General features: G+C 49.9%; 15 protein-coding genes and 8 pseudogenes. 4 read left to right on the plus strand and 19 right to left on the minus strand.

Annotated features, from left to right (window positions below; all coding sequences use genetic code 11):
* Positions 1-30: 30 nt before the first annotated feature.
* The 5 genes and pseudogenes from MMC1_RS21200 to MMC1_RS21655 all read right to left on the minus strand — a co-directional run.
* Positions 31-219 (minus strand): annotated as a pseudogene (locus tag MMC1_RS21200) (IS3 family transposase); the annotation flags it as partial.
* A gap of 65 nt (positions 220-284) precedes the next feature.
* Complete coding sequence (ltrA, locus tag MMC1_RS10110; protein WP_011712341.1) at positions 285-1,538, minus strand: group II intron reverse transcriptase/maturase; 1,254 nt, start codon at positions 1,536-1,538, stop codon at positions 285-287.
* A gap of 526 nt (positions 1,539-2,064) precedes the next feature.
* Positions 2,065-2,918, minus strand: a pseudogene (locus MMC1_RS21205) (IS3-like element ISMasp3 family transposase); the annotation flags it as partial.
* Between the two features lie 103 nt (positions 2,919-3,021).
* Entirely contained in the window at positions 3,022-4,851 is a 1,830-nt protein-coding gene (locus MMC1_RS10120) for an IS1634 family transposase (RefSeq protein WP_041642167.1), read from the minus strand.
* Between the two features lie 163 nt (positions 4,852-5,014).
* Positions 5,015-5,131 (minus strand): annotated as a pseudogene (locus MMC1_RS21655) (transposase); the annotation flags it as partial.
* A gap of 95 nt (positions 5,132-5,226) precedes the next feature.
* Here MMC1_RS21655 and tnpC (MMC1_RS10125) point away from each other — a divergent pair.
* Positions 5,227-6,117: pseudogene (gene tnpC / locus MMC1_RS10125) on the plus strand (IS66 family transposase); the annotation flags it as partial.
* Between the two features lie 30 nt (positions 6,118-6,147).
* Here the strand turns inward: tnpC (MMC1_RS10125) and MMC1_RS10130 are convergent.
* The 5 genes and pseudogenes from MMC1_RS10130 to tnpB (MMC1_RS10150) form a co-directional block, all read right to left on the minus strand.
* Positions 6,148-6,511, minus strand: a pseudogene (locus MMC1_RS10130) (group II intron reverse transcriptase/maturase); the annotation flags it as partial.
* A 152-nt stretch (positions 6,512-6,663) separates the two neighbouring features.
* The gene (gene tnpC / locus MMC1_RS10135; protein WP_011713624.1) at positions 6,664-8,244 is read right to left on the minus strand and encodes an IS66 family transposase; all 1,581 of its coding nucleotides are present in this window, start codon (positions 8,242-8,244) and stop codon (positions 6,664-6,666) included.
* A 35-nt stretch (positions 8,245-8,279) separates the two neighbouring features.
* Positions 8,280-8,483, minus strand: coding sequence for an IS66 family insertion sequence element accessory protein TnpB (gene tnpB / locus MMC1_RS10140; RefSeq protein WP_011713625.1), 204 nt, complete (start codon positions 8,481-8,483; stop codon positions 8,280-8,282).
* A gap of 127 nt (positions 8,484-8,610) precedes the next feature.
* Complete coding sequence (ltrA, locus tag MMC1_RS10145) at positions 8,611-9,912, minus strand: group II intron reverse transcriptase/maturase (RefSeq protein WP_011713626.1); 1,302 nt, start codon at positions 9,910-9,912, stop codon at positions 8,611-8,613.
* 457 nt (positions 9,913-10,369) lie between these two features.
* The gene (tnpB, locus tag MMC1_RS10150) at positions 10,370-10,630 is read right to left on the minus strand and encodes an IS66 family insertion sequence element accessory protein TnpB (RefSeq protein WP_011713627.1); all 261 of its coding nucleotides are present in this window, start codon (positions 10,628-10,630) and stop codon (positions 10,370-10,372) included.
* 172 nt (positions 10,631-10,802) lie between these two features.
* Here tnpB (MMC1_RS10150) and MMC1_RS10160 point away from each other — a divergent pair.
* Positions 10,803-11,962, plus strand: a protein-coding gene (locus tag MMC1_RS10160; protein WP_085987174.1) for an IS3-like element ISMasp3 family transposase whose coding sequence is annotated in 2 segments (ribosomal slippage) — positions 10,803-11,055 and positions 11,055-11,962 — 1,161 coding nt in all. Because the reading frame shifts where the segments join, the coding sequence is not laid out codon by codon here.
* Positions 11,963-11,989: 27 nt separating this feature from the next.
* On the opposite strand, the gene tnpA is transcribed toward MMC1_RS10160, so the two are convergent.
* Together tnpA and MMC1_RS21210 are read right to left on the minus strand one after the other, a co-directional pair.
* Complete coding sequence (tnpA, locus tag MMC1_RS10165; protein ID WP_011713629.1) at positions 11,990-12,232, minus strand: IS66 family insertion sequence element accessory protein TnpA; 243 nt, start codon at positions 12,230-12,232, stop codon at positions 11,990-11,992.
* A gap of 490 nt (positions 12,233-12,722) precedes the next feature.
* Positions 12,723-13,690, minus strand: a pseudogene (locus MMC1_RS21210) (IS3-like element ISMasp3 family transposase); the annotation flags it as partial.
* Positions 13,691-13,760: 70 nt separating this feature from the next.
* Between MMC1_RS21210 and MMC1_RS10175 the strand changes: the two are divergent.
* Positions 13,761-15,317, plus strand: a pseudogene (locus tag MMC1_RS10175) (IS1634-like element ISMasp1 family transposase); the annotation flags it as partial.
* Between the two features lie 324 nt (positions 15,318-15,641).
* On the opposite strand, the gene MMC1_RS10185 reads toward MMC1_RS10175, so the two are convergent.
* Together MMC1_RS10185 and MMC1_RS10190 are read right to left on the minus strand one after the other, a co-directional pair.
* A complete protein-coding gene (locus MMC1_RS10185) occupies positions 15,642-16,601 on the minus strand; it encodes an Rpn family recombination-promoting nuclease/putative transposase (protein WP_011713631.1) in 960 nt (319 codons plus the stop codon).
* Positions 16,602-17,262: 661 nt separating this feature from the next.
* On the minus strand, positions 17,263-17,841 hold the full coding sequence (locus MMC1_RS10190) for a macro domain-containing protein (RefSeq protein WP_011713632.1): 579 nt from the start codon (positions 17,839-17,841) through the stop codon (positions 17,263-17,265).
* A 64-nt stretch (positions 17,842-17,905) separates the two neighbouring features.
* Between MMC1_RS10190 and MMC1_RS22590 the strand changes: the two are divergent.
* Positions 17,906-18,019: pseudogene (locus MMC1_RS22590) on the plus strand (IS6 family transposase); the annotation flags it as partial.
* 153 nt (positions 18,020-18,172) lie between these two features.
* On the opposite strand, the gene MMC1_RS10195 reads toward MMC1_RS22590, so the two are convergent.
* From MMC1_RS10195 to MMC1_RS10215, 5 genes are all read right to left on the minus strand, one after another.
* A complete protein-coding gene (locus MMC1_RS10195; protein ID WP_011713633.1) occupies positions 18,173-18,931 on the minus strand; it encodes a metallophosphoesterase in 759 nt (252 codons plus the stop codon).
* Positions 18,932-18,992: 61 nt separating this feature from the next.
* Positions 18,993-20,156, minus strand: a complete 1,164-nt coding sequence (locus MMC1_RS20035; RefSeq protein ID WP_011713634.1) for a formylglycine-generating enzyme family protein — start codon at positions 20,154-20,156, stop codon at positions 18,993-18,995.
* A gap of 14 nt (positions 20,157-20,170) precedes the next feature.
* A complete protein-coding gene (locus MMC1_RS10205) occupies positions 20,171-20,452 on the minus strand; it encodes a hypothetical protein (RefSeq protein WP_143711403.1) in 282 nt (93 codons plus the stop codon).
* Between the two features lie 135 nt (positions 20,453-20,587).
* Positions 20,588-22,126 (minus strand): ankyrin repeat domain-containing protein, encoded by a 1,539-nt coding sequence (locus tag MMC1_RS10210; RefSeq protein WP_011713635.1) that lies wholly within the window; start codon positions 22,124-22,126, stop codon positions 20,588-20,590.
* Between the two features lie 87 nt (positions 22,127-22,213).
* Positions 22,214-23,245 carry a metallophosphoesterase family protein gene (locus MMC1_RS10215; RefSeq protein ID WP_081436268.1) on the minus strand — a complete coding sequence of 344 codons (1,032 nt, stop codon included), beginning with the start codon at positions 23,243-23,245 and terminating at the stop codon, positions 22,214-22,216.
* Positions 23,246-23,442: the final 197 nt, after the last annotated feature.

Here is a 23,442-nt window from a genome sequence, read left to right on the forward strand (position 1 = left end):
TGATGTGGCAACACTAAAACGGACAGTGTTTTACGCGGACTTGAACCACTCTATTTCGTACTGAGAAGGACTCATATAGCCGATGGATGAGTGCTTGCGCTTTCGGTTATAAAAGACCTCTATATATTCAAAGATGATCTGTTTAGCCTCATCGCGTGTCTTAAAGTCACAGGATGAAACCAGTTCAACTTTGAGAGTGTGGAAAAAGCTTTCTGCTGGTGGTCGAGTAGACCGAGGGAATTTCACCCTCAGCCTCTCACAGAACCGTACGTGAACCTCTCAGCTCATACGGCTCTTGTCATCCAGCCCTGATATTTCCAATGCGCAAACAAAGATGGCTCTCTCTGGGCAACCCCTTTGAGCCACTTGTGCGCTCGGGTCTTGTGCCCACGGAGTTTCTTGAACTTACGCATTGCCCAGAAGGCAAGAGCGGTGTTTATCCGGTCCAATACAGAGTGCATCTCCGATCGACAGAATCGGCCATAATAGTTTATCCAACCTGTGATCACTGGATTTAAACGTCTTGCCAGTTCCTCAATAGAGTGCTGGCTCCTCGCTTGGAGCTTCCACTCCCGCCGAATGGTCTGCCGTAGAGATTTCGAAGCTTTCCGACTGATTGCCGGACTAAAGCTTACAAAAAGCTCTCCACGGTGGTTGCGTGATGACCTTGGACGAAAGGTATAGCCCAGAAAATCAAAGCTCTGACACGTCCACTCCCCTGACCTACGAGAATCTTTACAATAGACAACTCGCGTCTTTTTGTCGTTGAGAGACAATTTGCAGAGCTTCAAGCGCTGTTCAATCCTCTTCTTGATCCACTGCAACTGCTTCAAGGAACGGCAATGCACGACAATATCATCGGCATAACGCTCAAAATGAATGTGAGGATAATTCTCCTTCATCCACTGATCGAAACCAAGATGCAGAAAAATGTTTGCAAGCAGAGGGCTGATTACACCGCCCTGGGGGGTTCCCATCTCCCGATGAAGGATGGTCTCATCCTGTAGTTGAACATCTGCTTTTAACCACCTCTCGATGTAGAGCAGAACCCACTTACAATCTGTAAACCGCTTCACCGCACGCATTACCAATGCATGATCCAGTTTATCGAAAAACTTGCTGATATCCAGATCAAGCACCCAGTCATCCCGCCAACAGCGCTGGCGGGCCTGTCTAACGGCATCCAAAGCTGAGCGATTGGGACGATATCCATAGGAGTCTTCATGGAATTTTGGCTCCACCAATGGCTCCAGATATCGTTTCACAACCGCTTGCGCGATACGATCACCAATCGTCGGAATACCCAGCCCTCGCACACCACCATCTGATTTGGGGATTTCTACCCGCATGACAGGTGGTGGAAAGTAGCTGCCCGACGACATTCGGTTCCATAACCTATACAGCTGATTCTTCAAATCTTCTTCAAATGCCTCCATCGTTAGACCATCAAGGCCAGGCCCTCCTGAACTTCGTTTCACATCCAGATAGGCCTGCCACACTAACTCTTTCGGTATATCAAAAGCCTTTGTCGCATTCATAAGCTCCTCCCCTTTTGGGTTGGCTTATGCCTTTGACTGAATGACGCAGCCCCTTTGCTCCATGACCTTTCGGCCACTTCAACACTACTACGGGCTGCTCCGTCCCTGTGCTCCGCATCGGTACTCTTCTCCGCCAGGGGGCTGCCCTCTTGGATTTCTCCCTTATCATCGGAACGACAGGTTCCCACGTTCCTCATAAAAGCCTGTAATGAGCTCACGCCGTCTCCACACCGGATACCATTCAGCCCGTAAACAGGTGCCGTCTGAACTTGTCCTGGATCAACAACGCTATCCAGTTTTGATATCAGTTGAATTGCTTTTCGATGCGTCATCAACGGTTCACTTGCGTTCGTCTTCTCATTTCTCACATGACGTTTTCCACAACGCCTTTTCGCCGACGCTCACTACCAAGGCTCTTTACCTAAGCAGCTCGACGCTGTTTGAAACCCGGTCCTGCAACCCGATTCCGAGAGGCCACACTCTCATCTTTTATGAAGCACCTCCTATAAGGAGTTCGTGGCACACCGTTGTCCCAACAGTTACCACGGCGACTCATACTCTGTGTATAGCCTCTTTCATCCAGATATTTTCTCAAGAGTTCAGATGCATATTGGCTACCACGATCACTATGAACAATCAGCCCGGCCTCTGGGCGGCGCTTGAAAAAGGCCATGCGTAAAGCGTCTGTTACCAGTTCTGCTTTCATATGGTCTGCCATAGACCAACCGACAACAGCTCTGGAATAAAGGTCAATCCAAACAGCCAGATAAAGCCAACCTTCCTTGGTCGGAATATATGTGATGTCACCAACATAGGCGTTATCAGGGCGTTCCGTATCGAATTGACGATCAAGAAGGTTAGGCGCTATAGGCAGTGCGTGATTTGAATCTGTCGTTACAACCTTATAACGCTTCTGAGCTTTACAAACCAAGCCAAGCTTCCTCTTGATTCTGGAGACGCGTCGGCGACTCACTCGTACACCATGCTCATTTAACGCTTTGCGTATACGCCGTGTTCCATAGGTTGATCGACTCACCTTGAAAATCTCTGCTATCCACTCTTCAAGCAGTTGATTCTCTTCAGCCTTACTCGTACTGGTTCGATTAAGCCAGCCATAAAATCCACTACGAGAAACATCCAGAACACGGCATAAAGACTCGACAGAGTAGCTTTTGCTATGAGCTTGAATAAAGGCGTACCTCACGGAAGGGATCTCGCGAAGTACGCACACGCCTTTTTTAATATCGCCTGCTCCTCCTCAAGCTGAGCTAGCTTCTTTTTAAGGCGCTTATTTTCTTCTTTCACTTCTAATATTTCATCTTTATCTCTGGATGTTAGCTTCTCATGAGATCGCTTTCTCCAGTTGTAGATATTCTTAGCCCATGTTTAACAGGCTATTGTAGAAGATCTTAAAATACAGAATCTTACGATGTGTATTTTTTTCGAGTGGCACTACAAACTGTGCATTCTTTGGAAAATGTGCTCAGACGACCATCTTTTTCACCCCGCCTGGGTTTGCATGGATTCCAAGCGCCTGGAAGATTTTCTGTTGTTCAGGCTCAGGTCTGGTGGCTTTGCGCACCTGCAAGGAATGTCCATCGGGTCGTCGAAATGAAGCGGTAATCCGGCACTGGCTGGAGAGGATGTCTCGCAGCGTGCTCCAGCGACCGTGGATACCTTTTTCCGCCAATTGTTGACGTATTATCTGTACGATCTGGTAGGTCAGCACGGTGATAAACAGATGACCATCGCTGCGTTCCTCTTTCCGATGGAAGAGTGGACGCAAGCCCAATTCCGATTTGAGAGAGCGAAACACCGATTCCAGATCCGTGAGGGTGATGTAGGTGCGCCATAAGCGCTCCTCATCCCAGCCGGTCTCGTTGCTACGCAGGCAGTAGACCCCAGGGTGGGTCAGCGAGGTGCCATCGAGCGGTTTTTGTTTCCAATGGATGGCTTGGGCCTGCAAACCACTGTCGTCCGGGATGATTTCGATGTGGTAGTGCTGGCCTATACCACGATTTTTTTCTTTCAGCCGTCCAATGCGCTCCCAAAGTTTATCGATATTCTTTGTGGTGCGGGGCTTGGAAAGCCCCTCGGAGAGCTTAGTCAGACCGGCTTCAAAGCGCTCGGCAAAACGCCGGGAGATCCCCTTTTCCTTTTCCGCACGGCGTTGGGAATGACAGTAAAGCCTCACCTCCTGGCCATCGTCGCTGAGAACTTTTTGGATGTGGATCTGTTCCTTTGCGGCCGTTTCGATACATGCAGCACCGTTGAAATCGAATTGCCGCTCGCGTTCTCGGCTGACCACCAGATAACGATAGCCTTTGTCGCGTAACCAGACAAGATTGGCCTCAGTGGCTACCCCCCGATCCATAACCACCAAGGCACCATTGGGAGCATTCAAGCCTTTGAGCATCCCTTCCAGGGTGCTCCCTTCGGAGACATTGCCGGGGAAAATCTGCGAACGGCGCACAAACCCGCTACCGTCGAGTACCAGACCCAAGGTCAACAGGGGAGAGTCGCAACGCTTCTCCTTTGAGCGCCCCCGCTGAGCTTTGCTGTTTCCTTCTGCCTCTCCCTCAAAATAGGTATTGGTCAAATCGTATAAGGTGACGGTGCCCGGCAGGTTGAATAGATCGTTAATCTTGGAAAACAATCTGTTTTCGATAGCCTCGCGGTTTCTGATCAATAGGTCTGAAACTCGGTAAAATTGCATCAGGCTCATGGTCTCGAAGTCCACATCAAGCAACTCCCCTAGGCCGCTTTGGGCGCTGAGCCATCTATGCAGCGCCCGTTCGGAACCAGGTGCGGCCATGCGTCCAATAATGGCGCCGATGGCTGCGGCTCGCTGAGGGCCGGTTAGTCCGACATCGGCCAACAGTTCTGTAAACCCTGCCTTACCCATGGCCCATAGTCCCACCTGCTCCACCCCCACACTCCGGGGGCGGCTCATTTCAAGAGAGTCCACCAATACTGTTTGCACATCCTCTGGGGAAAGGCCGGTTTCCGTCTCCTTGGCAGACGGGATTGCTTCCGGCTGACGGGTCAACAATTGCGCGACAATACGCTGGGCCTCCCGCTCCACTTGCGAAGGACAATCAAGAGAAATCAGTGTCTTCTGAGGGCTTAGCAGTTGATCGATACGTGAACACAAGGTGGGCCAGTGATTCTGGCCTATGGCGAAATGACGGCCAAGATTCAAGAGTGTCACCTGCCTGACCTTCGTGCCGACACGAAGGGATTGAACCAGGCGATGCGTGTAGTAAGATTCGCCTGTGGCTGTATTGCGGGTTTGTGTGCGTCGTATATACATACTCGGAATGATACCAAAAGCACCATGGTGGCGCAAGACATAATAATTTATTATGGCACTACAAAACATGTTTGAATTTGTGAGTACATATAAATCAATATGTTAAAATATATCAATAGGCCAAACATGCCTAAATTCGGTAGAGAAATGTTAAACATGGGTTAGCTGATATGCCAAACTCCTCAGCAATCACTGGTATGGGCTTGTCAGAGCTCTCTACCATTTTGAGCACCTGCTCTTTGAACTCTGGGGCAAAATTTTTAGGACTTCTTCTGCTCATTGGACACCTTTCTGAATGAGGTCTCATTTTCCCTCATTTTTTGTGTCCGTTAAAGTGTAGCCCCATCAACGCTCAAAATGAATGTGAGGATAATTCTCCTTCATCCACTGATCGAAACCAAGATGCGGGACAAGATGCTGGATTACGATATCCTGCAGATGGATGAAACTACGATTCAAGTGCTTAAGGAAAAAGATAAAGTTGCAGCCAGCAACTCCTATATGTGGGTACAGCGAGGTGGTCCCCCGGGTAGTCCGGTGATTTTGTTTGATTACGATCCCACACGCGGTGCCGAGGTTCCGAAACGGCTGTTGGCGGGCTATAAAGGCTGGTTGCAAACGGATGGGTATGCAGGTTATCTGGGTGTGGGTGCGCAGGAAGATGTGATCCTGATGGGGTGTTTTGCGCATGCCCGTCGTCAATTCGACGAGGCGATCAAAGCGTTGGGAAAATCCAAAAAAGGCAAGATAGGCAAGGCTGGGCAGGCACTGTCGCTGATCCGGAAACTGTACGCTGTGGAAAAGGATCTGCGTGAGGAAGAGGCTACTCCAGAGCGACGTTACAAGGTGCGCCAGGAGCGTTCCCGCCCCATTATCGATGAGTTGAAAACCTGGCTGGAAGATAATCGAGCAGGGGTGTTACCGAAAAGCAAACTCGGCGAAGCGATGGGATATCTGACCAATCAGTGGTCCTCTCTGATTCGATATCTTGATGATGGACGCCTGGAAATTGACAACAACAGAGCCGAGAACGCCATTCGCCCCTTTGTGATTGGCAGGAAAAATTGGCTCTTCAGCAACTCTGTTCGAGGTGCAAAGGCCTCGGCAAACCTCTACAGTTTGATTGAAACGGCCAAAGCCAATGGTTGGGAGCCCTTCGTCTATCTCACAAAGGTCTTTGAGGGCCTCGCCACAGCGCAAACCGTGGATGAGTTCGACTTGTTGCTCCCGTGGAATTTGAAATCTGCTGCTGAACCGGCAGGGTAGTTGATGGGGATAAATGGGCGCTTACTGTCTAACGGCATCCAAAGCTGAGCGATTGGGACGATATCCATAGGAGTCTTCATGGAATTTTTGGCTCCACCAATGGCTCCAGATATCGTTTCACAACCGCTTGCGCGATACGATCACCAATCGTCGGAATACCCAGCCCTCGCACACCACCATCTGATTTGGGGATTTCTACCCGCATGACAGGTGGTGGAAAGTAGCTGCCCGACGACATTCGGTTCCATAACCTATACAGCTGATTCTTCAAATCTTCTTCAAATGCCTCCATCGTTAGACCATCAAGGCCAGGCCCTCCTGAACTTCGTTTCACATCCAGATAGGCCTGCCACACTAACTCTTTCGGTATATCAAAAGCCTTTGTCGCATTCATAAGCTCCTCCCCTTTTGGGTTGGCTTATGCCTTTGACTGAATGACGCAGCCCCTTTGCTCCATGACCTTTCGGCCACTTCAACACTACTACGGGCTGCTCCGTCCCTGTGCTCCGCATCGGTACTCTGTAAGCGCCCATTTATCCCCATCAACTACCCTGCCGGTTCAGCAGCAGATTTCAAATTCCACGGGAGCAACAAGTCGAACTCATCCACGGTTTGCGCTGTGGCGAGGCCCTCAAAGACCTTTGTGAGATAGACGAAGGGCTCCCAACCATTGGCTTTGGCCGTTTCAATCAAACTGTAGAGGTTTGCCGAGGCCTTTGCACCTCGAACAGAGTTGCTGAAGAGCCAATTTTTCCTGCCAATCACAAAGGGGCGAATGGCGTTCTCGGCTCTGTTGTTGTCAATTTCCAGGCGTCCATCATCAAGATATCGAATCAGAGAGGACCACTGATTGGTCAGATATCCCATCGCTTCGCCGAGTTTGCTTTTCGGTAACACCCCTGCTCGATTATCTTCCAGCCAGGTTTTCAACTCATCGATAATGGGGCGGGAACGCTCCTGGCGCACCTTGTAACGTCGCTCTGGAGTAGCCTCTTCCTCACGCAGATCCTTTTCCACAGCGTACAGTTTCCGGATCAGCGACAGTGCCTGCCCAGCCTTGCCTATCTTGCCTTTTTTGGATTTTCCCAACGCTTTGATCGCCTCGTCGAATTGACGACGGGCATGCGCAAAACACCCCATCAGGATCACATCTTCCTGCGCACCCACACCCAGATAACCTGCATACCCATCCGTTTGCAACCAGCCTTTATAGCCCGCCAACAGCCGTTTCGGAACCTCGGCACCGCGTGTGGGATCGTAATCAAACAAAATCACCGGACTACCCGGGGGACCACCTCGCTGTACCCACATATAGGAGTTGCTGGATGCAACTTTATCTTTTTCCTTAAGCACTTGAATCGTAGTTTCATCCATCTGCAGGATATCGTAATCCAGCATCTTGTCCCGCATCAGATTGATCAACGGCTGCACCAGTTGGCCGCACTGGATCATCCAATTGGCCAGCGTGGTTCGACAGACATCAATCCCTGCACGGGTCAGAATGGCGCCCTGTCGATAGAGCGGTAACCCATCGGCATACTTGGATACCGCCACATGGGCCAATAGAGCAGCTGTAGCCAACGCCTTGGGAATGGGACGTTTGGGTGTAGGGGCCGTCTTCACGCCCTGTTTGCAATGAGGACAGCCATATTTGATCTGGATGTGCCGCAATACCTGCACCTTGGCCGGAATAATATCCAGTTGCTCGCTGGTCTCACGGCCAATCTCGACCAAATGGTGACCATCCAGGCCACAAACCAATGCCGACTCAGGCAACTCATGAATGATATCCACCCGGGGTAGCCACTCTGGCAATGGCTTGCGCCCTTTGGACTTCACTTTGCGGCTATGGGCAGGAACCTGGATCTCTTCGGCATCCTCTTCAGGTTCCTCGGCAGCCGTCACTTCTGCCTCATCGAACAGACCCAACTGACGGGGATCGCTCTTCTCACTGGAACGCCCAAACCGCTTGGCAATGAGAATATTCAGCTTCTCCCTCAGAAGCTGGGCTTCATGCTCCATACGCTTGCTTTTGTCCTGTAAAAGGACATTTTCAGCCTGCAAGGAAAGTATTATTTCCCGCAAAGCGGCAGGGTCATCAGGGAGTGTCTTTGGTAGCGTTTTCATAGCCGAAATTATACCAAAAAAACCGCCTTAACACTCTATACAATCGAAGAAAAATGCAGTTTATTGTGACCCTTCATTGCCGCCAGGTTGTAGCCATCAAGTAGCCAATTCAGCTGCCGCCCCGTGATTTGGATTTCTGCGGCACCTCCCTGGCGCAACCAGTGAAATCGGTCCTTTTCCAGCCGCTGTAGGGTCGGGAACTGGCGCGCCAACTGTAGGGGACGGTAGCATGAATCCATATAGCTTTCGCCATGGGCATAAGTCCGCCTCCCGTGATCACGTTTCCAACTCCCGCCACATCGAACGCAGCATGCGGTTTTCCCGCACTACGCTCTCCTATTGCCTTCATCGCAAAATTTATGAGATCTATCTGCTGGTCGTGCTTTTAGGTTGGTAATAAACCACTCTATAATCGCCGAATAGGCCCAGTGATTTATACAGCCAATCCCTACTCCACCGGTTCCAGCCGAAACCTCGGCGTACTCTGGCTCTCATCAAATGGCGACGCATCTTCCGTTCAACCCAGTTTCGAACAAAATTGAATGATCGGCTGGAATTTCCAATCCGAAAGTAGCTCACCCAACCCCGAAGTATTGGGTTGATAGTGTTAACTACCCATTCTGTCGGCTGGGAACGTAGGTGCTTGAACACCTCCTTGAGCCTTCCCAGCAGACTTGTTCTCGCCTTCATGCGAGGGATGCATAAAACCCCTTGCTTGCCCTGGAGAGTCATCCGCTGCCGAATATTGAAACCAAGGAAAGTGAAGTCTTCTCCTCGGGTCAAATCCACCACACGGGTTTTCTCAAGGTTTAGTTGAACTTTCAATTTAGCTAATTCCTCACCAAGACGTTGGTATACCTTTCGTGCCAAGCCGTTCCACCGATGGTGGCCATCCACAAGAATTACCAGATCATCCGCAAAACGGGCATACTCTATGTGCGTGTATTTCCCTTTCCGGGTAACTTCCTTAGCCCTTTCCAGCATCTTGTCTACCTCATTGAGATAGAGATTACTGATCAAAGGTGAAATCACACCGCCTTGGGGAACACCCCGTTTTCCACTGGTCTTGAAAATGAGCTTGAGAAGATGCATAACCTGATCATCATCAACTCGTTCCGACACTTTCCGAAGAGCCAGATCATGTTGAACCGTATCGAAATATGATTTCAAATCAGCATCAATAACCTGCGTCTTCCCTTGGGCTATGGCTATAGCGACACGATTTACCGCTTGATGAGCCATCCGTTTCGGACGGTATCCATAGGATCCAGATTGAAAATCAGCTTCAAAGATGGGTTCCAGGATTAACTTTAGCGCCCCTTGGACTACTCGATCACGGATCGACGGAATCCCAAGAACACGCTCTTTGCCATCACCTTTCGGAATCGCTTTTCTGCGATTCTTTAAAGGACGATAGCTACCTGAAACCAATTCTTTCCTCACCTCACCAAGAAATTGTTCAACACCACTTTCTTCGATAGCCTCAAACGTAACCCCATCAATTCCTGGAGCTCCTTTGTTCTTCCTTGCCATCTCATAGGCTGTGTTGAGTGTTTCTGGCTTGCAAACATGATGATACAATCCCCAAAATCGCCAAGATTTATCAATCTTCGCTTTGCGGTATATCTTCCTTCTCAGATCCTGCAGCCTAATAGACGTTTTTATCATTCCGTCTCTGCCTCTCGTTTTGTTAGAAGAATACCAATAGTAGGGCCCCTTCGCTCGACAGGAGTTACCCTGCGTCATAACTACTACGAACCCATCCGCCATCCTCTCATCTTCGGCGAATTTCCCAGGATCACTGGTTATTCCGCCTACCTTGCTCCGACAATTTCTCATCGGGACGAGTAGGACTTCTCCAGTTGCTTTGTATGTCCTTGTTATCATGCCATCGCTCACACCCCGCCGAAGTGAATAATCGTTTCAACCAATTTTCGATCATCCATGCTGCCTTCGTCCTGGCAAAGAGGACTCGGCCTTCAGGGCTTTGTCTTTTCGAGGCCACCAATGCGTTCACTGTTGTTACGGCCTGATAACTCGCTGCCACCTAAAGCGGCATTTGTCGATGGACTCCGAGGCTTTGGTCTCCCGCCACCCCGCCATCCAAGCTAAAGGGATTTGGTTATTACCCTTGCAGGACTGACTCCCGCCGAACATACCAGCCTTCGCTGGACATACTTTGCCACAGGCAGAAGCCATTACGTTCCCAGTAAAGGATTTTCACCTTGTCCAATGATCGATTGCGAAACACGAACAGAGCCTCATCAAAGGGATTCAACTCCAGTTCTGCCTCCACCAATGCAGCCAGTCCGTTGATCCCCTTCCTGAAATCCACCGGCTCCAAACAAAGATGGACGACAGAAATATCCGGCGATGGGCGCATCATCACAAGGCTGCCACAGATCGCAGGACAGAGAGCAAGCTCTCGCCACCATTCCCTGACCACTCCACCGTCATACCATTTGGGAACTGAATCCGGCAGACCCCTGCTGATGGGGCTACACTTTAACGGACACAAAAAATGAGGGAAAATGAGACCTCATTCAGAAAGGTGTCCAATGAGCAGAAGAAGTCCTAAAAATTTTGCCCCAGAGTTCAAAGAGCAGGTGCTCAAAATGGTAGAGAGCTCTGACAAGCCCATACCAGTGATTGCTGAGGAGTTTGGCATATCAGCTAAGAATATCTACAACTGGAGAAAGCGATCTCATGAGAAGCTAACATCCAGAGATAAAGATGAAATATTAGAAGTGAAAGAAGAAAATAAGCGCCTTAAAAAGAAGCTGGCTCAGCTTGAGGAGGAGCAGGCGATATTAAAAAAGGCGTGTGCGTACTTCGCGAGATCCCTTCCGTGAGGTACGCCTTTATTCAAGCTCATAGCAAAAGCTACTCTGTCGAGTCTTTATGCCGTGTTCTGGATGTTTCTCGTAGTGGATTTTATGGCTGGCTTAATCGAACCAGTACGAGTAAGGCTGAAGAGAATCAACTGCTTGAAGAGTGGATAGCAGAGATTTTCAAGGTGAGTCGATCAACCTATGGAACACGGCGTATACGCAAAGCGTTAAATGAGCATGGTGTACGAGTGAGTCGCCGACGCGTCTCCAGAATCAAGAGGAAGCTTGGCTTGGTTTGTAAAGCTCAGAAGCGTTATAAGGTTGTAACGACAGATTCAAATCACGCACTGCCTATAGCGCCTAACCTTCTTGATCGTCAATTCGATACGGAACGCCCTGATAACGCCTATGTTGGTGACATCACATATATTCCGACCAAGGAAGGTTGGCTTTATCTGGCTGTTTGGATTGACCTTTATTCCAGAGCTGTTGTCGGTTGGTCTATGGCAGACCATATGAAAGCAGAACTGGTAACAGACGCTTTACGCATGGCCTTTTTCAAGCGCCGCCCAGAGGCCGGGCTGATTGTTCATAGTGATCGTGGTAGCCAATATGCATCTGAACTCTTGAGAAAATATCTGGATGAAAGAGGCTATACACAGAGTATGAGTCGCCGTGGTAACTGTTGGGACAACGCACCAGCAGAAAGCTTTTTCCACACTCTCAAAGTTGAACTGGTTTCATCCTGTGACTTTAAGACACGCGATGAGGCTAAACAGATCATCTTTGAATATATAGAGGTCTTTTATAACCGAAAGCGCAAGCACTCATCCATCGGCTATATGAGTCCTTCTCAGTACGAAATAGAGTGGTTCAAGTCCGCGTAAAACACTGTCCGTTTTAGTGTTGCCACATCATGCTGAAGACTTTGAACTCAATTCCAATCGCTGAAAACGTCGCTTGCCTGATCCTGACTCTTCCAGAAAACCCATTTGCGTCAGCTTGCGCTTCCAAAAATACAACGATGGAAGGCTCAGCTTATGGACTTCAGCGTACTCCTTAATGGTGCCGACCTCAGAACGACAACTGCGTAAATGATCCAGCCAGTACCGCTGCTTCTCACTCAGCACAGACGCCTCAATTGATTTGTCTTCCATGTTCGCCTCCTAAAATTTTGAATTTCAGAAAGCGTGACATACCTTCAGATCAAACTGAACCCTGGGGATAAATGGGCGCTTACGGTACTCTTCTCCGCCAGGGGGCTGCCCTCTTGGATTTCTCCCTTATCATCGGAACGACAGGTTCCCACGTTCCTCATAAAAGCCTGTAATGAGCTCACGCCGTCTCCACACCGGATACCATTCAGCCCGTAAACAGGTGCCGTCTGAACTTGTCCTGGATCAACAACGCTATCCAGTTTTGATATCAGTTGAATTGCTTTTCGATGCGTCATCAACGGTTCACTTGCGTTCGTCTTCTCATTTCTCACATGACGTTTTCCACAACGCCTTTTCGCCGACGCTCACTACCAAGGCTCTTTACCTAAGCAGCTCGACGCTGTTTGAAACCCGGTCCTGCAACCCGATTCCGAGAGGCCACACTCTCATCTTTTATGAAGCACCTCCTATAAGGAGTTCGTGGCACACCGTTGTCCCAACAGTTACCACGGCGACTCATACTCTGTGTATAGCCTCTTTCATCCAGATATTTTCTCAAGAGTTCAGATGCATATTGGCTACCACGATCACTATGAACAATCAGCCCGGCCTCTGGGCGGCGCTTGAAAAAGGCCATGCGTAAAGCGTCTGTTACCAGTTCTGCTTTCATAGGGTCTGCCATAGACCAACCGACAACAGCTCTGGAATAAAGGTCAATCCAAACAGCCAGATAAAGCCAACCTTCCTTGGTCGGAATATATGTGATGTCACCAACATAGGCGTTATCAGGGCGTTCCGTATCGAATTGACGATCAAGAAGGTTAGGCGCTATAGGCAGTGCGTGATTTGAATCTGTCGTTACAACCTTATAACGCTTCTGAGCTTTACAAACCAAGCCAAGCTTCCTCTTGATTCTGGAGACGCGTCGGCGACTCACTCGTACACCATGCTCATTTAACGCTTTGCGTATACGCCGTGTTCCATAGGTTGATCGACTCACCTTGAAAATCTCTGCTATCCACTCTTCAAGCAGTTGATTCTCTTCAGCCTTACTCGTACTGGTTCGATTAAGCCAGCCATAAAATCCACTACGAGAAACATCCAGAACACGGCATAAAGACTCGACAGAGTAGCTTTTGCTATGAGCTTGAATAAAGGCGTACCTCACGGAAGGGATCTCGCGAAGTACGCACACGCCTTTTTTAATATCGCCTGCTCCTCCTCAAGCTGAGCCAGCTTCTTTTTAAGGCGCTTATTTTCTTCTTTCACTTCTAATATTTCATCTTTATCTCTGGATGTTAGCTTCTCATGAGATCGCTTTCTCCAGTTGTAGATATTCTTAGCTGATATGCCAAACTCCTCAGCAATCACTGGTATGGGCTTGTCAGAGCTCTCTACCATTTTGAGCACCTGCTCTTTGAACTCTGGGGCAAAATTTTTAGGACTTCTTCTGCTCATTGGACACCTTTCTGAATGAGGTCTCATTTTCCCTCATTTTTTGTGTCCGTTAAAGTGTAGCCCCATCACTTTGCGTGTGGTGCTCAAGGGTGGACGCATGATGCCGATGACCTCAGCCCTGACCATTGAGGCCAGTCTGCCTCATGGCCATGTCGCTGCTGTCGTCGGAGTGATAAAATCCCTGGGCCTTAAAAGTTTGCTGGGAACAAAACAAACGCGCTACCGCAATTTAATCCTGGCGCTGATTGCCCAGAGAGTGCTTCAACCTGCATCAAAACTGGCCTCGCACCGGCTGTTCAACACGACCACCTTGGGGCAGGAGTTCGGCGTGGCTGACGCCAACAAGGAAGAACTTTACAAAGCCCTCGATTGGCTCGGAGCGCAACAGGAACGCATGGAGAATCGCTTGGTGAAACAGCACCTTAAGGATGGCTCCATGGTACTGTTTGATCTCACTTCCACCTATCTGGAAGGAAGACAGTGTGAACTGGCTGAGTACGGCTACAGCCGCGACCACCGCCCAGACAAACTCCAGATTGAGATTGGCCTGCTGTGCGACAAGGAGGGTCGCCCTCTGGCCGTGGAGGTGTTTCCCGGCAATACAGGCGATCCCACTACGCTGACCGCCCAAGTGAACAAGCTCAAGGCGCGCTTTGGCCTCAAACAGGTCATAGTTGTTGGTGATCGGGGTATGATCACCCAGGCCCGGATTGACGAAGATCTCCAACCTGCTGGTTTTTCATGGATTACCGCCTTGCGCCACAGCACCATCCGATCACTGGCCAAAGCAGACAACTGGCCTTCTTTATTCGATGCGCGCAACTTTGCCGAGATCACCTCCCCAGATTTCCCAGGTGAGCGACTGATGGTCTGCCGCAATCCCTTCCTGGCCGAGGATCAGGGGCGATCACGACGGGAACTGTTGACCATCGCAGAACAGGGGTTGGAGACGATCCTGCAAGCCGTGCAAGAGGGCTCTTTGCGTGATTGTGGTCAAATTGGCAAAAGGGCCGACCGGGTTCTGCGCAAGCTCAAAATCGCCCGTTATTTCAACTTGGAGATTGCTCCAGGGCGGTTCGCTTGGTCCCGTAAGCAGGCTGTTATCGATCAGGAAACAGCCCTGGACGGAATCTATGTGGTCCGCACCAACCTTCCCGAAAAGGAGATCTCCAGTGCCGACACGATCCGCCAATACAAATCATTGGCCCAGGTAGAGAGCGCCTTCAGACATCTGAAGAGCAGTCTGGATATCCGACCGATCTTTCATTTCCGTGCCGATCGCATCAAAGCCCACGTCTTCCTGTGCATGTTGGCCTACATGGTAGAACGGAAAATGCGGATCAAGTTAAAAACGCTACTGTTCACCGATGAAGCGCCATTGCTCCCCGACGATCCTGTCATGCCCAGAGAGTCATCGCCAAACGCCAAAGAGAAAACCGGCACAAGACGCTCTCCGGTAGGCCATGCCTTGCAGAGTTTCAGCACCCTGCTGGAGCAATTGGCCACCTTGACCCGTAATACTGTTCGTGCCCAATGGGAGCCCGCGACTGGTAAACCGTTTGAGATGCTTGCTAACATCACCCCCCTACAGCAGGAGGCCTTCCGGCTACTCAGCACCTCGCCTTAATGTGTCCAGTGACGCGCACCGTGTTCAAGTCAATTACAGCTTAATATCAATGCTTTACACGATTTTTAAACAGAAAGTCCGGTTCCAACCACGGCAGGAAACCGCCCCGTGGGAGGCACTTCCCGTAACCATTGGATTCATTGGGGTTTTTGATACCAAAAAGGCCGCTCTTGCGAGCGGCCTTTGAAGGGAGAAATCCCTTTGAAATCAAATTGGTGGACCGAAAGCAACCCGAATCAGAAATTCTGAGAATTATTTGTAACAGAAATCGAGAAAGTTCGACATTTCCCTTTGGTTGATCAAAAGAAAGGTGAAATTAAATTTCTATTTAAAAACAGACTCTAACGATTCTGCATCGAAAATTCTATCACTCCACATTTCTATTTCTGTAACAGCCGAAGTAGTAACTCTGCTTTGGATTTCTTCCGGCAATGGGCCAAAACGACGCGATAAAAGTCGGAGTAGCATGGACGCAGCTTCCTCTTGACGCCCTTTCTCAAGCCCTTTCTGTATACCCTGGGCTTCCCACTCTTTGGTCCACTCCAGCACGGTCTCGGCAAGCATGGCATCTACCTCCTGCAAATCGTTTAACTCCGGGATCACCTGACCTAGCGCTTTCCTGGGCAACAACACCCTACCCAGCATGACGGTGAAGGCTCGCCTCAAACTCAACTGACCAGGTGCTTTCAACCAATCGATCAGACTACTCAAAACAGCGCGGATATCCGTTGGTGACTGGCTCTTCTCCAATCGGAATAAGGCCGCCGCCAGATTTTTCATCTCAGCCAGAGAGGCATCCTCATACCTCACTTCATCAATGAGCAAGTACCGCATATGCGGGCGAAAACACTCAAGCCCTCCAGGAACCGGGCGAATAAGATCGGCCACATCCATCGCCGCTGACCAGATTGGCTTCCCATTGTAAAGCACCATGGGCAGCACCGGGGGCAACATCTCGCCCTGCTTCACCTGTCCAGATTTCACCAGATCCTGATACAATAGCATCACGTAGACGTTCATGCGGACCGCCATCATCCAGTCCACCGTCGATTGGAACTCAATCAGCACAAAAATGTAGAGCCACGCTTCGCCCCAGCGGACCCGCCAGATCACATCATCCTCACGATCCCGCAAGTCATCGGTAATATAACTGCCGCTCACCTTTTCCAGAGTGGCAAAATCGAGATGCTCGACCCACGCCTCCTGGACAAACCCCAACAGCAGATCACGCACCATCTCTGCGTGGCTGAAGAGCTGCTTGTAGCTACTGTCATGATCCCCCACGGATATCCCCTTCAAGCTCTGAGACCTGAAATGCCCCTAACTTATCCGATCTTCTCAGATTTTTCCTAGGATTATTCAAGTTCATAGCTGCCAAACCGTTGGAAATCGGGGTCGAGGCTTCTTGCCCAGTCAGCATACATTCAAGGAGATGCGAATTGAGACCGTCACAACGGCCCTCGGCTCACCTTGGCAGAATGCTTATTGCGAAAGGGTAATCGGCAGCCTCCGCAGAGCGTACTTCGATCACGTTAGCATGCTGAATCAGCCCAGAGGAGCTGGCAACATGCTCGCCCTGCCCGTGCTTGCTGGCCTGCACCACCAGTATCTATCATGCAGCATGACCAGGTCAGAAGAGTGCTTCCTGAGTTCTCAAAGCGCACGCTGTCAGCGATGGCCAAACCCCCATATCAAAATCAGGAATTCTACGCTTTAGGCACCGACCAACCGTCACTCCACGCTCTGATTCTCACGGAATTCATCCTGACCGTCCAGCAAATTCGACCGCTCAGAGACCAAAAACGAGGCTGATCTAAAGCTTGGTGAGATTTACTGGAGGCACGAGTGTATCGGATGCCGGTTCGGCTCTCGAAAAAACCCTGCCATCGCCGCCCCTGATCCCTCGTCGTGATCGCTGAAGACCATTCTACCAAATCTCAAGCCGTCACGCCCCATTCTGCGGCAGGCTCTTCGGTATATGATAATTTTCTGAGAAGACTCTACCCACAAATTTTTCATAAGCCATGAACATTTCTTGCGCTGCAATTTCTGGCTGAACAAGGCCAACACCGGTTCCTAAACCAGGTACATACAGATGCGTGATCTCCTTTTGTTTTTTCATCGCCATATTCAAAATAGCAGACATCGCATAAAACACATTACTCGGCGGAACGCCACCTGGCTGCATCATGGTTGGAGCAACAATCATATTGGGAATCAATGCATTCCCAGTTTTCACAAACATAGCGGCTCCAACAGGCAAAAAACCTTCTTCTCGTCTACTTATTCCTTCCTGAACCTTGGTCTGCAACCCCTGACCAAAAAAATTCACATACTCTGCATCAATACCGCCATCCATATACCCATAACTATTCGCTGGAGAAACTACCGTATTACTTGCAACTGAAAGCAGATCACCACTAAAAAAAGAAATTCCAGACCAGCCTCCAAAAACATGCCAAAGAGATCTGATAACATCATCATTTTGGTCAACAAATATTATTTCAAAAGGTAGTTTTTGCATTTTTCTTACTCTAGGGGGACACTGCTAAGTTGGCGAAGTCCCCATCGCGTGGTCGACTTCGGCCATGAAAACAACACCCGCACTCTATCACGACAACCGCTTTCCAGACGAGATCATCAGTCATACGGTTTGGCTCTATCACCGCTTCGCCCCAAGTTTCAGGGATATTGAGGACGTAGCATGCCGTCACCGGAATTGCGCTCGGAGCGTAAACCGGAGTGCGTCCGCAAGGGACGAAGGGTATATTTTGGCTGCACGATCGACGACTTGATAACGCCACATTTTGGCACCGCTCAGCATCGGCTAAAAGATCGAAAACACCACCCTCGCATCATACCTCCACCACCAGGTCTGCCCGAAAACCCGGCACATCCTCCCCTGAATACCCACGCGGATTGCAAAGCACACGGGTATCACCAAGCCGATAGTCCATACTCGCATGAACATGCCCATGCACCCAGAGTGCGGCCTCTCCCATGAACGGTGCCATGTCAGAGATAAAAGCCGCAGAAACAGGATCATGCCGAAAGTGAGAGGGACAAGAGCGACCATGCGGCGCATGATGGGTGATGATGACCGTTTTCAACCCACACCCATTGGCCAGACTTTGCCTAAGCCATTCGCGACTGCGCAGGTGACGCTCCCTCAAGACGGCAGGGGTCAATGGTGAGCTTCCATCGGTGATGCAGCGGTAATCGTTGATGCCCTTTTTCGCGGCCATCATGACAAGATCTCGCAACCCCTCTCCAAAAAAGTCAAAATCCGTCCACAGGGTGCTCCCCAAAAAACGCACCCCACCGATGATGACCTCGTCGTCATCCAGGACATGGACATCGGAACCCAGGGCCTCACACTTCATCTGCTCAATGACGCCCTGGATGCCGATTCCTTCGGTTTGATGGTAAAAATCATGATTACCAGGCACGAAGAGTACAGGTTTGCCCTGGCGTTGGCAGGCCTGGACCGCCCCTGCCACTCCTTTGCGTCCATACCCAATGTCCCCTGCCAGAACCACAACGTCAGCGTTGGTTTCCGGCAGCCCAAACGGTGCCATCTCTGTATGCAGATCACTCAAAATGTGCAGTTTCATCGTGGCCTTCTCTGGAAGCGTTCAGATTTACCCATGTCCCAAACAAACCGGACCCGGTTTTTTAAAAATAAAAGCCATTTTTCCACTCCGGTCGGCGAAGTGACTCCTTCAGGAGATACATATCATTAACCGGGTTTTCATGCCCCCTTACAACAATCCTGAATCCAGTCTGTCTCGATCTGTATTCAGGAAAACGGACCGTATAATGCCAATTTCCCACCCGCATATCTTTTCCGATTGGCCCACCTTTTAAAACGTTTCCACGCCCAGAAAAATCACAACGAGGATTAAGAACGTACGCACTATTGAACCCTAAATAAGTGTACCAATCTATTTCATCCCCTGGTCGGCTATCTTCCTGCCACTCAAAAATATTCCCCATCATGTCATATATGCCAAAGGCATTGGCTTCTGTGGCCTTAACCGGCAATCGACCTTCAACCCATGGCTGTTCCAAAATGGGCACACTCACTGACTTAATCCCCTCATACCCAAAACATGGGCCTAATGTATCCTTGGCCCGACAGGTATATTCCCACTCAGCTTCACGAGGGAGTGCAACTGGGATATTGGTTATACAACGGTATCTCTCACAAAATGCCATAGCGTCATGCCATGATATTCCGCATACGGGCACATCTGCGTCGCCGCCCTCATTAAGCGCCTGAATGACAACGCCATCTGCTAAACCCCACTCACTATTTTGCCTCCCCATGACATCACACCACAACGCCCACGTCACAGGTATTTGACTCATCCAAAACCCACTCACACCCACCACGTGGGGGTGTGTCATGCCTTCAGACCGCCCAATGGCAAGGTGGCCGCCACGTATGAATGCGCCACTTGGAACCCATATAAATCTTATTCCAAAAATCGTATCATACCCTTCCTCACCCGCAGCAAAACGCGACCCAGCCTTTTTTTCAGTCGCCTCTTGATCAAGTTCGACAAGCCGCTCTTTTGCCAAAGCTTCCGCAGCCCGTGTTCCTGTATCATACAGATACCATTTCAGGCGTTTGGCAGATTCCATCCCCGGCAGGGCCTCACCCAAGCTAAGGTCTCCCTTATCGCTTCCACACAACGGACATAGACTTTTTTGTGAGGAATCATAGGTTGTATCAGGCAGACTAACCGACCAATGGGCATCGCTATAATCTAGCGCAAGCCATGATGATGGAAAACCACACGCCTTACACTTGTACCAAAGCTCTCTTGTATCCATAACATTGACCCCTATTACTCTGGTTTCACATCAAACGCTGCCAATCGTTGCCGAATGCTCTCTAGGCTATAAGCCCCAACAGGTGATTCTTTAGATTCAGAACAGGCACCCTCTACACTGTCCCTCTGGATCGGGGCAGATTCAGCCTCCGCATTACCCTCGCCATCTACTGGTTGACTGGTAGAGACTTCGATCTCAAACCAGCCAGACTGCCCAGGCACATCGACGGATCTAACTTTTTGAACCACACAATCTTTACCTAATCTATCCTTAACCGCAGCAAGAACTTTGCGCATATTTCGACCTCTGAAGATAGGTGTCGCCATCACGTTTCCTTTCATGGTTTGAGTTGTCTCGCCGCCATGGCATGCCGTGGCTTGGCCATTGACGACAGCTACCCATTAACCAAATTATTATTTTCATAGCGCTCTTTAGACACACGCATTGCCCGCAAAACCATCCAATCCAGACGCGATCAATTTCTCAACAACTTCCAGATCCTCGCTCGCCCATGCCAGATCTATTGGTGTCATACCCTGCCGGTTTGATCGTCGGGAAGCCGATTGTTTGATCCTTTCAAAGCGCCCCTGCCCATTCTCACATATGTCATATGCCCGAGCGTCAAATAACGCCATTCCCTCTACTGGGCCTTCGATCTGTGCATAAAGATGAAAGAGGGTGTTACCACAAACATCTGCAATAGATGGGTCTGCACCCTGCATGAGTAAATCCCTAGTAACCGTTTCGCTAGAGTGGTCCCAAAGCGCAAAATGAAGCGGCGTCTCCCCTGAAAAGGTAACCGCATTGGGATCTGCTCCTGCTTTAAGCAGCACGCTTGCAACCCACGAATTCCCATTTCCGGCGGCCCAGTGCAGGGGGGTTTCACCAAACTTATTTTGGCTGTTAACACACCCCTTTAGCAGCAGCATGCCACTTGCGAGCAATGCGCGATCCATGCTGTACGCCATAAAATGACACGGCGTGTTCCCCCATTGATCCACTCTGTGGATCTCCACACCAGCCTGCACCAGATCAAAGAAGACCTGACGGCTGACATCGATGTCAAATGCCTTAAACAGAATATGCAGCGCTGTTTCTCCAGCTTTGTTTTGCGCATTAGGGTCACCGCCCGCTTTGAGATAGGCCCGTATTTCATCCAACGCCCCACCTAACCCAGTAGCATGCTGCTCTAACCAATTTTCTGTAACCCTATTGTTAGGGGCACAGAAAGTGGTTGAGTGGCCGCCAACCGCGCTAATATGGGCAGATTTGGCAGGCACGAAGGTTCGTTTATGCAAAAAATCGCGGATCGCCCGATCCATAAAAAATTCATCTTGATGTGATGGGCATTCTCCTTGATCATTCAAAATATTAGGATTTGCCCCTTGTTCAAGCAAACACTTTACAACGGCCAGGCTCGATTTTTGAGCAGCGATATGCAAAGGTGTATTACCCTCATTATCTTGATGGTTGATCCTGTTAGGTGTCACCAGCAACAGCTGTTTCAACAAATCTTCGTTTTCGTGTGTACAGGCCAAATGAAGCAGGGAAGATCCTTCGGGCGTTATCTCCTGAGGGTCGGCTCCCGCGTCTAACAAAACCTCAACCACCGCAGAATCTCCCATAGCGACGGCAAACAGCAACGCAGAGGCCCCCGCCCCAACCCGCCCATTAACCTTTGCGCCAAAGCTCAGCAGGCTCTGTACACAGGCCACATTGCCCTGGGCAATGGCATAGAAGAGCGGGGAATGGGCCTTTGCCGTGCTTACATTGGCATCGGCTCCCTTGCTGCAAAGCAACGTTACGGTGCTGACGTTGTTTCGGTAGGTCGCCCAATGCAACGCTGTAAAACCTCCATCATCCCTTTGATAAAGCGCCTGCTCATGCTCTGCAAGCAGCCGCTCAACGGCTGTCGTATCGCCCTCGAACGCTGCACGATGAAGAGCCGTAAATCCATGGTTTTTTCTCATTTCTCATGCTACCTCAATATGATACGCATTTTATCGTCCACCAAAAAGCACAACCAACGCCCTCACCTGTTGCCAGCAAACCCATGCTCACAGCGCTAAAACCTGTCGATAATTTTCCCGTGTTACCCCTGTCATCCAAGCTTCTTTTACCATCTTAAATTCATGTTCATTTGGCCCTCGCCAGGTAAGGATGCCCATACAACCCTTTCTCAACTCCCCTGATTTTTGGTAAAAATTCACCTCATTGAGATGGATCGTTTTGGTTTGCCCGCTTGCACCAAAAATTTGTCCAGACTTATGATAGTGGCCAAAAAAATGGTAGGCCGGGGCATAATGATTCACCAACCTTTCCACTGCGGGGGAGCCAGCGTTTTCATAGTAAACGCCTGGTGATGAATCATGGGTAAGCAGGATCTCCACAGGCTGCTCATGTTTTAACAGCAACTGGGTTTCGTTCTCTGTATACCACTTTGTACATGGGTTTTGATTGGTAGTGGCAGGCGCTATGCCACCCAGCGCCGCCATTGAGATCATGCTCCCCAACTTTGTTTTCAGCGCATATAGCCCTGCGGGTAAATAGTTAAAGAGCCCATTTTCCCCTAAAGGGCGCGGCTTACCTGCGTCACCGTTCAGTCCGTGCAGGTATTGAAAGTCTTCATGATTTCCCTTAATAAACCACCAAGGGGCATCAAGCGCATAACGTCTCCCTTTGCATGATGTTATATAGGGCATAAAGGAGCCATTGCCCCCATCCATAAACGCCGCAAATCCCAGCTCATCAGGGTCGGTTTGAGCACAGCTTAGCGTCTCTTCATCCGCGCGTGATGGATCAGGAAACGCCCCAAAGTCACCGACTTGCAGGACATGGTCGATCTTTTTATTCTCCACCTGCCAGCGCCGGAGAAGATGATAAGCCAGATCGATATGGCCGTGCAGATCACCCAGCACCGCAATGGTGACGGTGTGGTCGGCATCAAACGCAGCAGCTGTTGCGGGATCTTCGTCTAACCCGGCAAAATCTCCTTCCGCAATGCGCTGTTGGTATTTTTCTTCGAGACTTTGTTCCCCAAAGGCAGGTGTACCTGTGCGCATCTCTGCAACCCTCTTTAGCGTTGACATTGTTTTTCTTCCATTCTTCTAAATCGCCCATCACGTTATAACCAGTTGTCCATCGCCACCCCTTAGAAAATAGGGTCTGGTTGATTATGGACAGCCTACGCACTCTTACCCAGGGTGCGTACCCCATTTGCTCCAGGGGTAGCCACCGGCACCCTTTATTATAGAGACGACCACCCCGTTGTTATGCCACCAAGCTT

The sequence above is a fragment of the Magnetococcus marinus MC-1 genome (assembly GCF_000014865.1).
Taxonomy (GTDB): Bacteria; Pseudomonadota; Magnetococcia; order Magnetococcales; family Magnetococcaceae; genus Magnetococcus; species Magnetococcus marinus.

Coding starts and splice junctions, on each gene's coding strand:
- ltrA (WP_011712341.1), bottom strand. CDS start 1,538: ATGAATGCGACAAAGGCTTTTGATATACCGAAAGAGTTAGTGTGGCAG.
- MMC1_RS10120 (WP_041642167.1), bottom strand. CDS start 4,851: ATGTATATACGACGCACACAAACCCGCAATACAGCCACAGGCGAATCT.
- tnpC (WP_011713624.1), bottom strand. CDS start 8,244: ATGAAAACGCTACCAAAGACACTCCCTGATGACCCTGCCGCTTTGCGG.
- tnpB (WP_011713625.1), bottom strand. CDS start 8,483: ATGGATTCATGCTACCGTCCCCTACAGTTGGCGCGCCAGTTCCCGACC.
- ltrA (WP_011713626.1), bottom strand. CDS start 9,912: ATGATAAAAACGTCTATTAGGCTGCAGGATCTGAGAAGGAAGATATAC.
- tnpB (WP_011713627.1), bottom strand. CDS start 10,630: ATGATGCGCCCATCGCCGGATATTTCTGTCGTCCATCTTTGTTTGGAG.
- tnpA (WP_011713629.1), bottom strand. CDS start 12,232: ATGGAAGACAAATCAATTGAGGCGTCTGTGCTGAGTGAGAAGCAGCGG.
- MMC1_RS10190 (WP_011713632.1), bottom strand. CDS start 17,841: ATGCAAAAACTACCTTTTGAAATAATATTTGTTGACCAAAATGATGAT.
- MMC1_RS10195 (WP_011713633.1), bottom strand. CDS start 18,931: ATGAAACTGCACATTTTGAGTGATCTGCATACAGAGATGGCACCGTTT.
- MMC1_RS20035 (WP_011713634.1), bottom strand. CDS start 20,156: ATGGATACAAGAGAGCTTTGGTACAAGTGTAAGGCGTGTGGTTTTCCA.
- MMC1_RS10205 (WP_143711403.1), bottom strand. CDS start 20,452: ATGCGCAAAGTTCTTGCTGCGGTTAAGGATAGATTAGGTAAAGATTGT.
- MMC1_RS10210 (WP_011713635.1), bottom strand. CDS start 22,126: ATGAGAAAAAACCATGGATTTACGGCTCTTCATCGTGCAGCGTTCGAG.
- MMC1_RS10215 (WP_081436268.1), bottom strand. CDS start 23,245: ATGTCAACGCTAAAGAGGGTTGCAGAGATGCGCACAGGTACACCTGCC.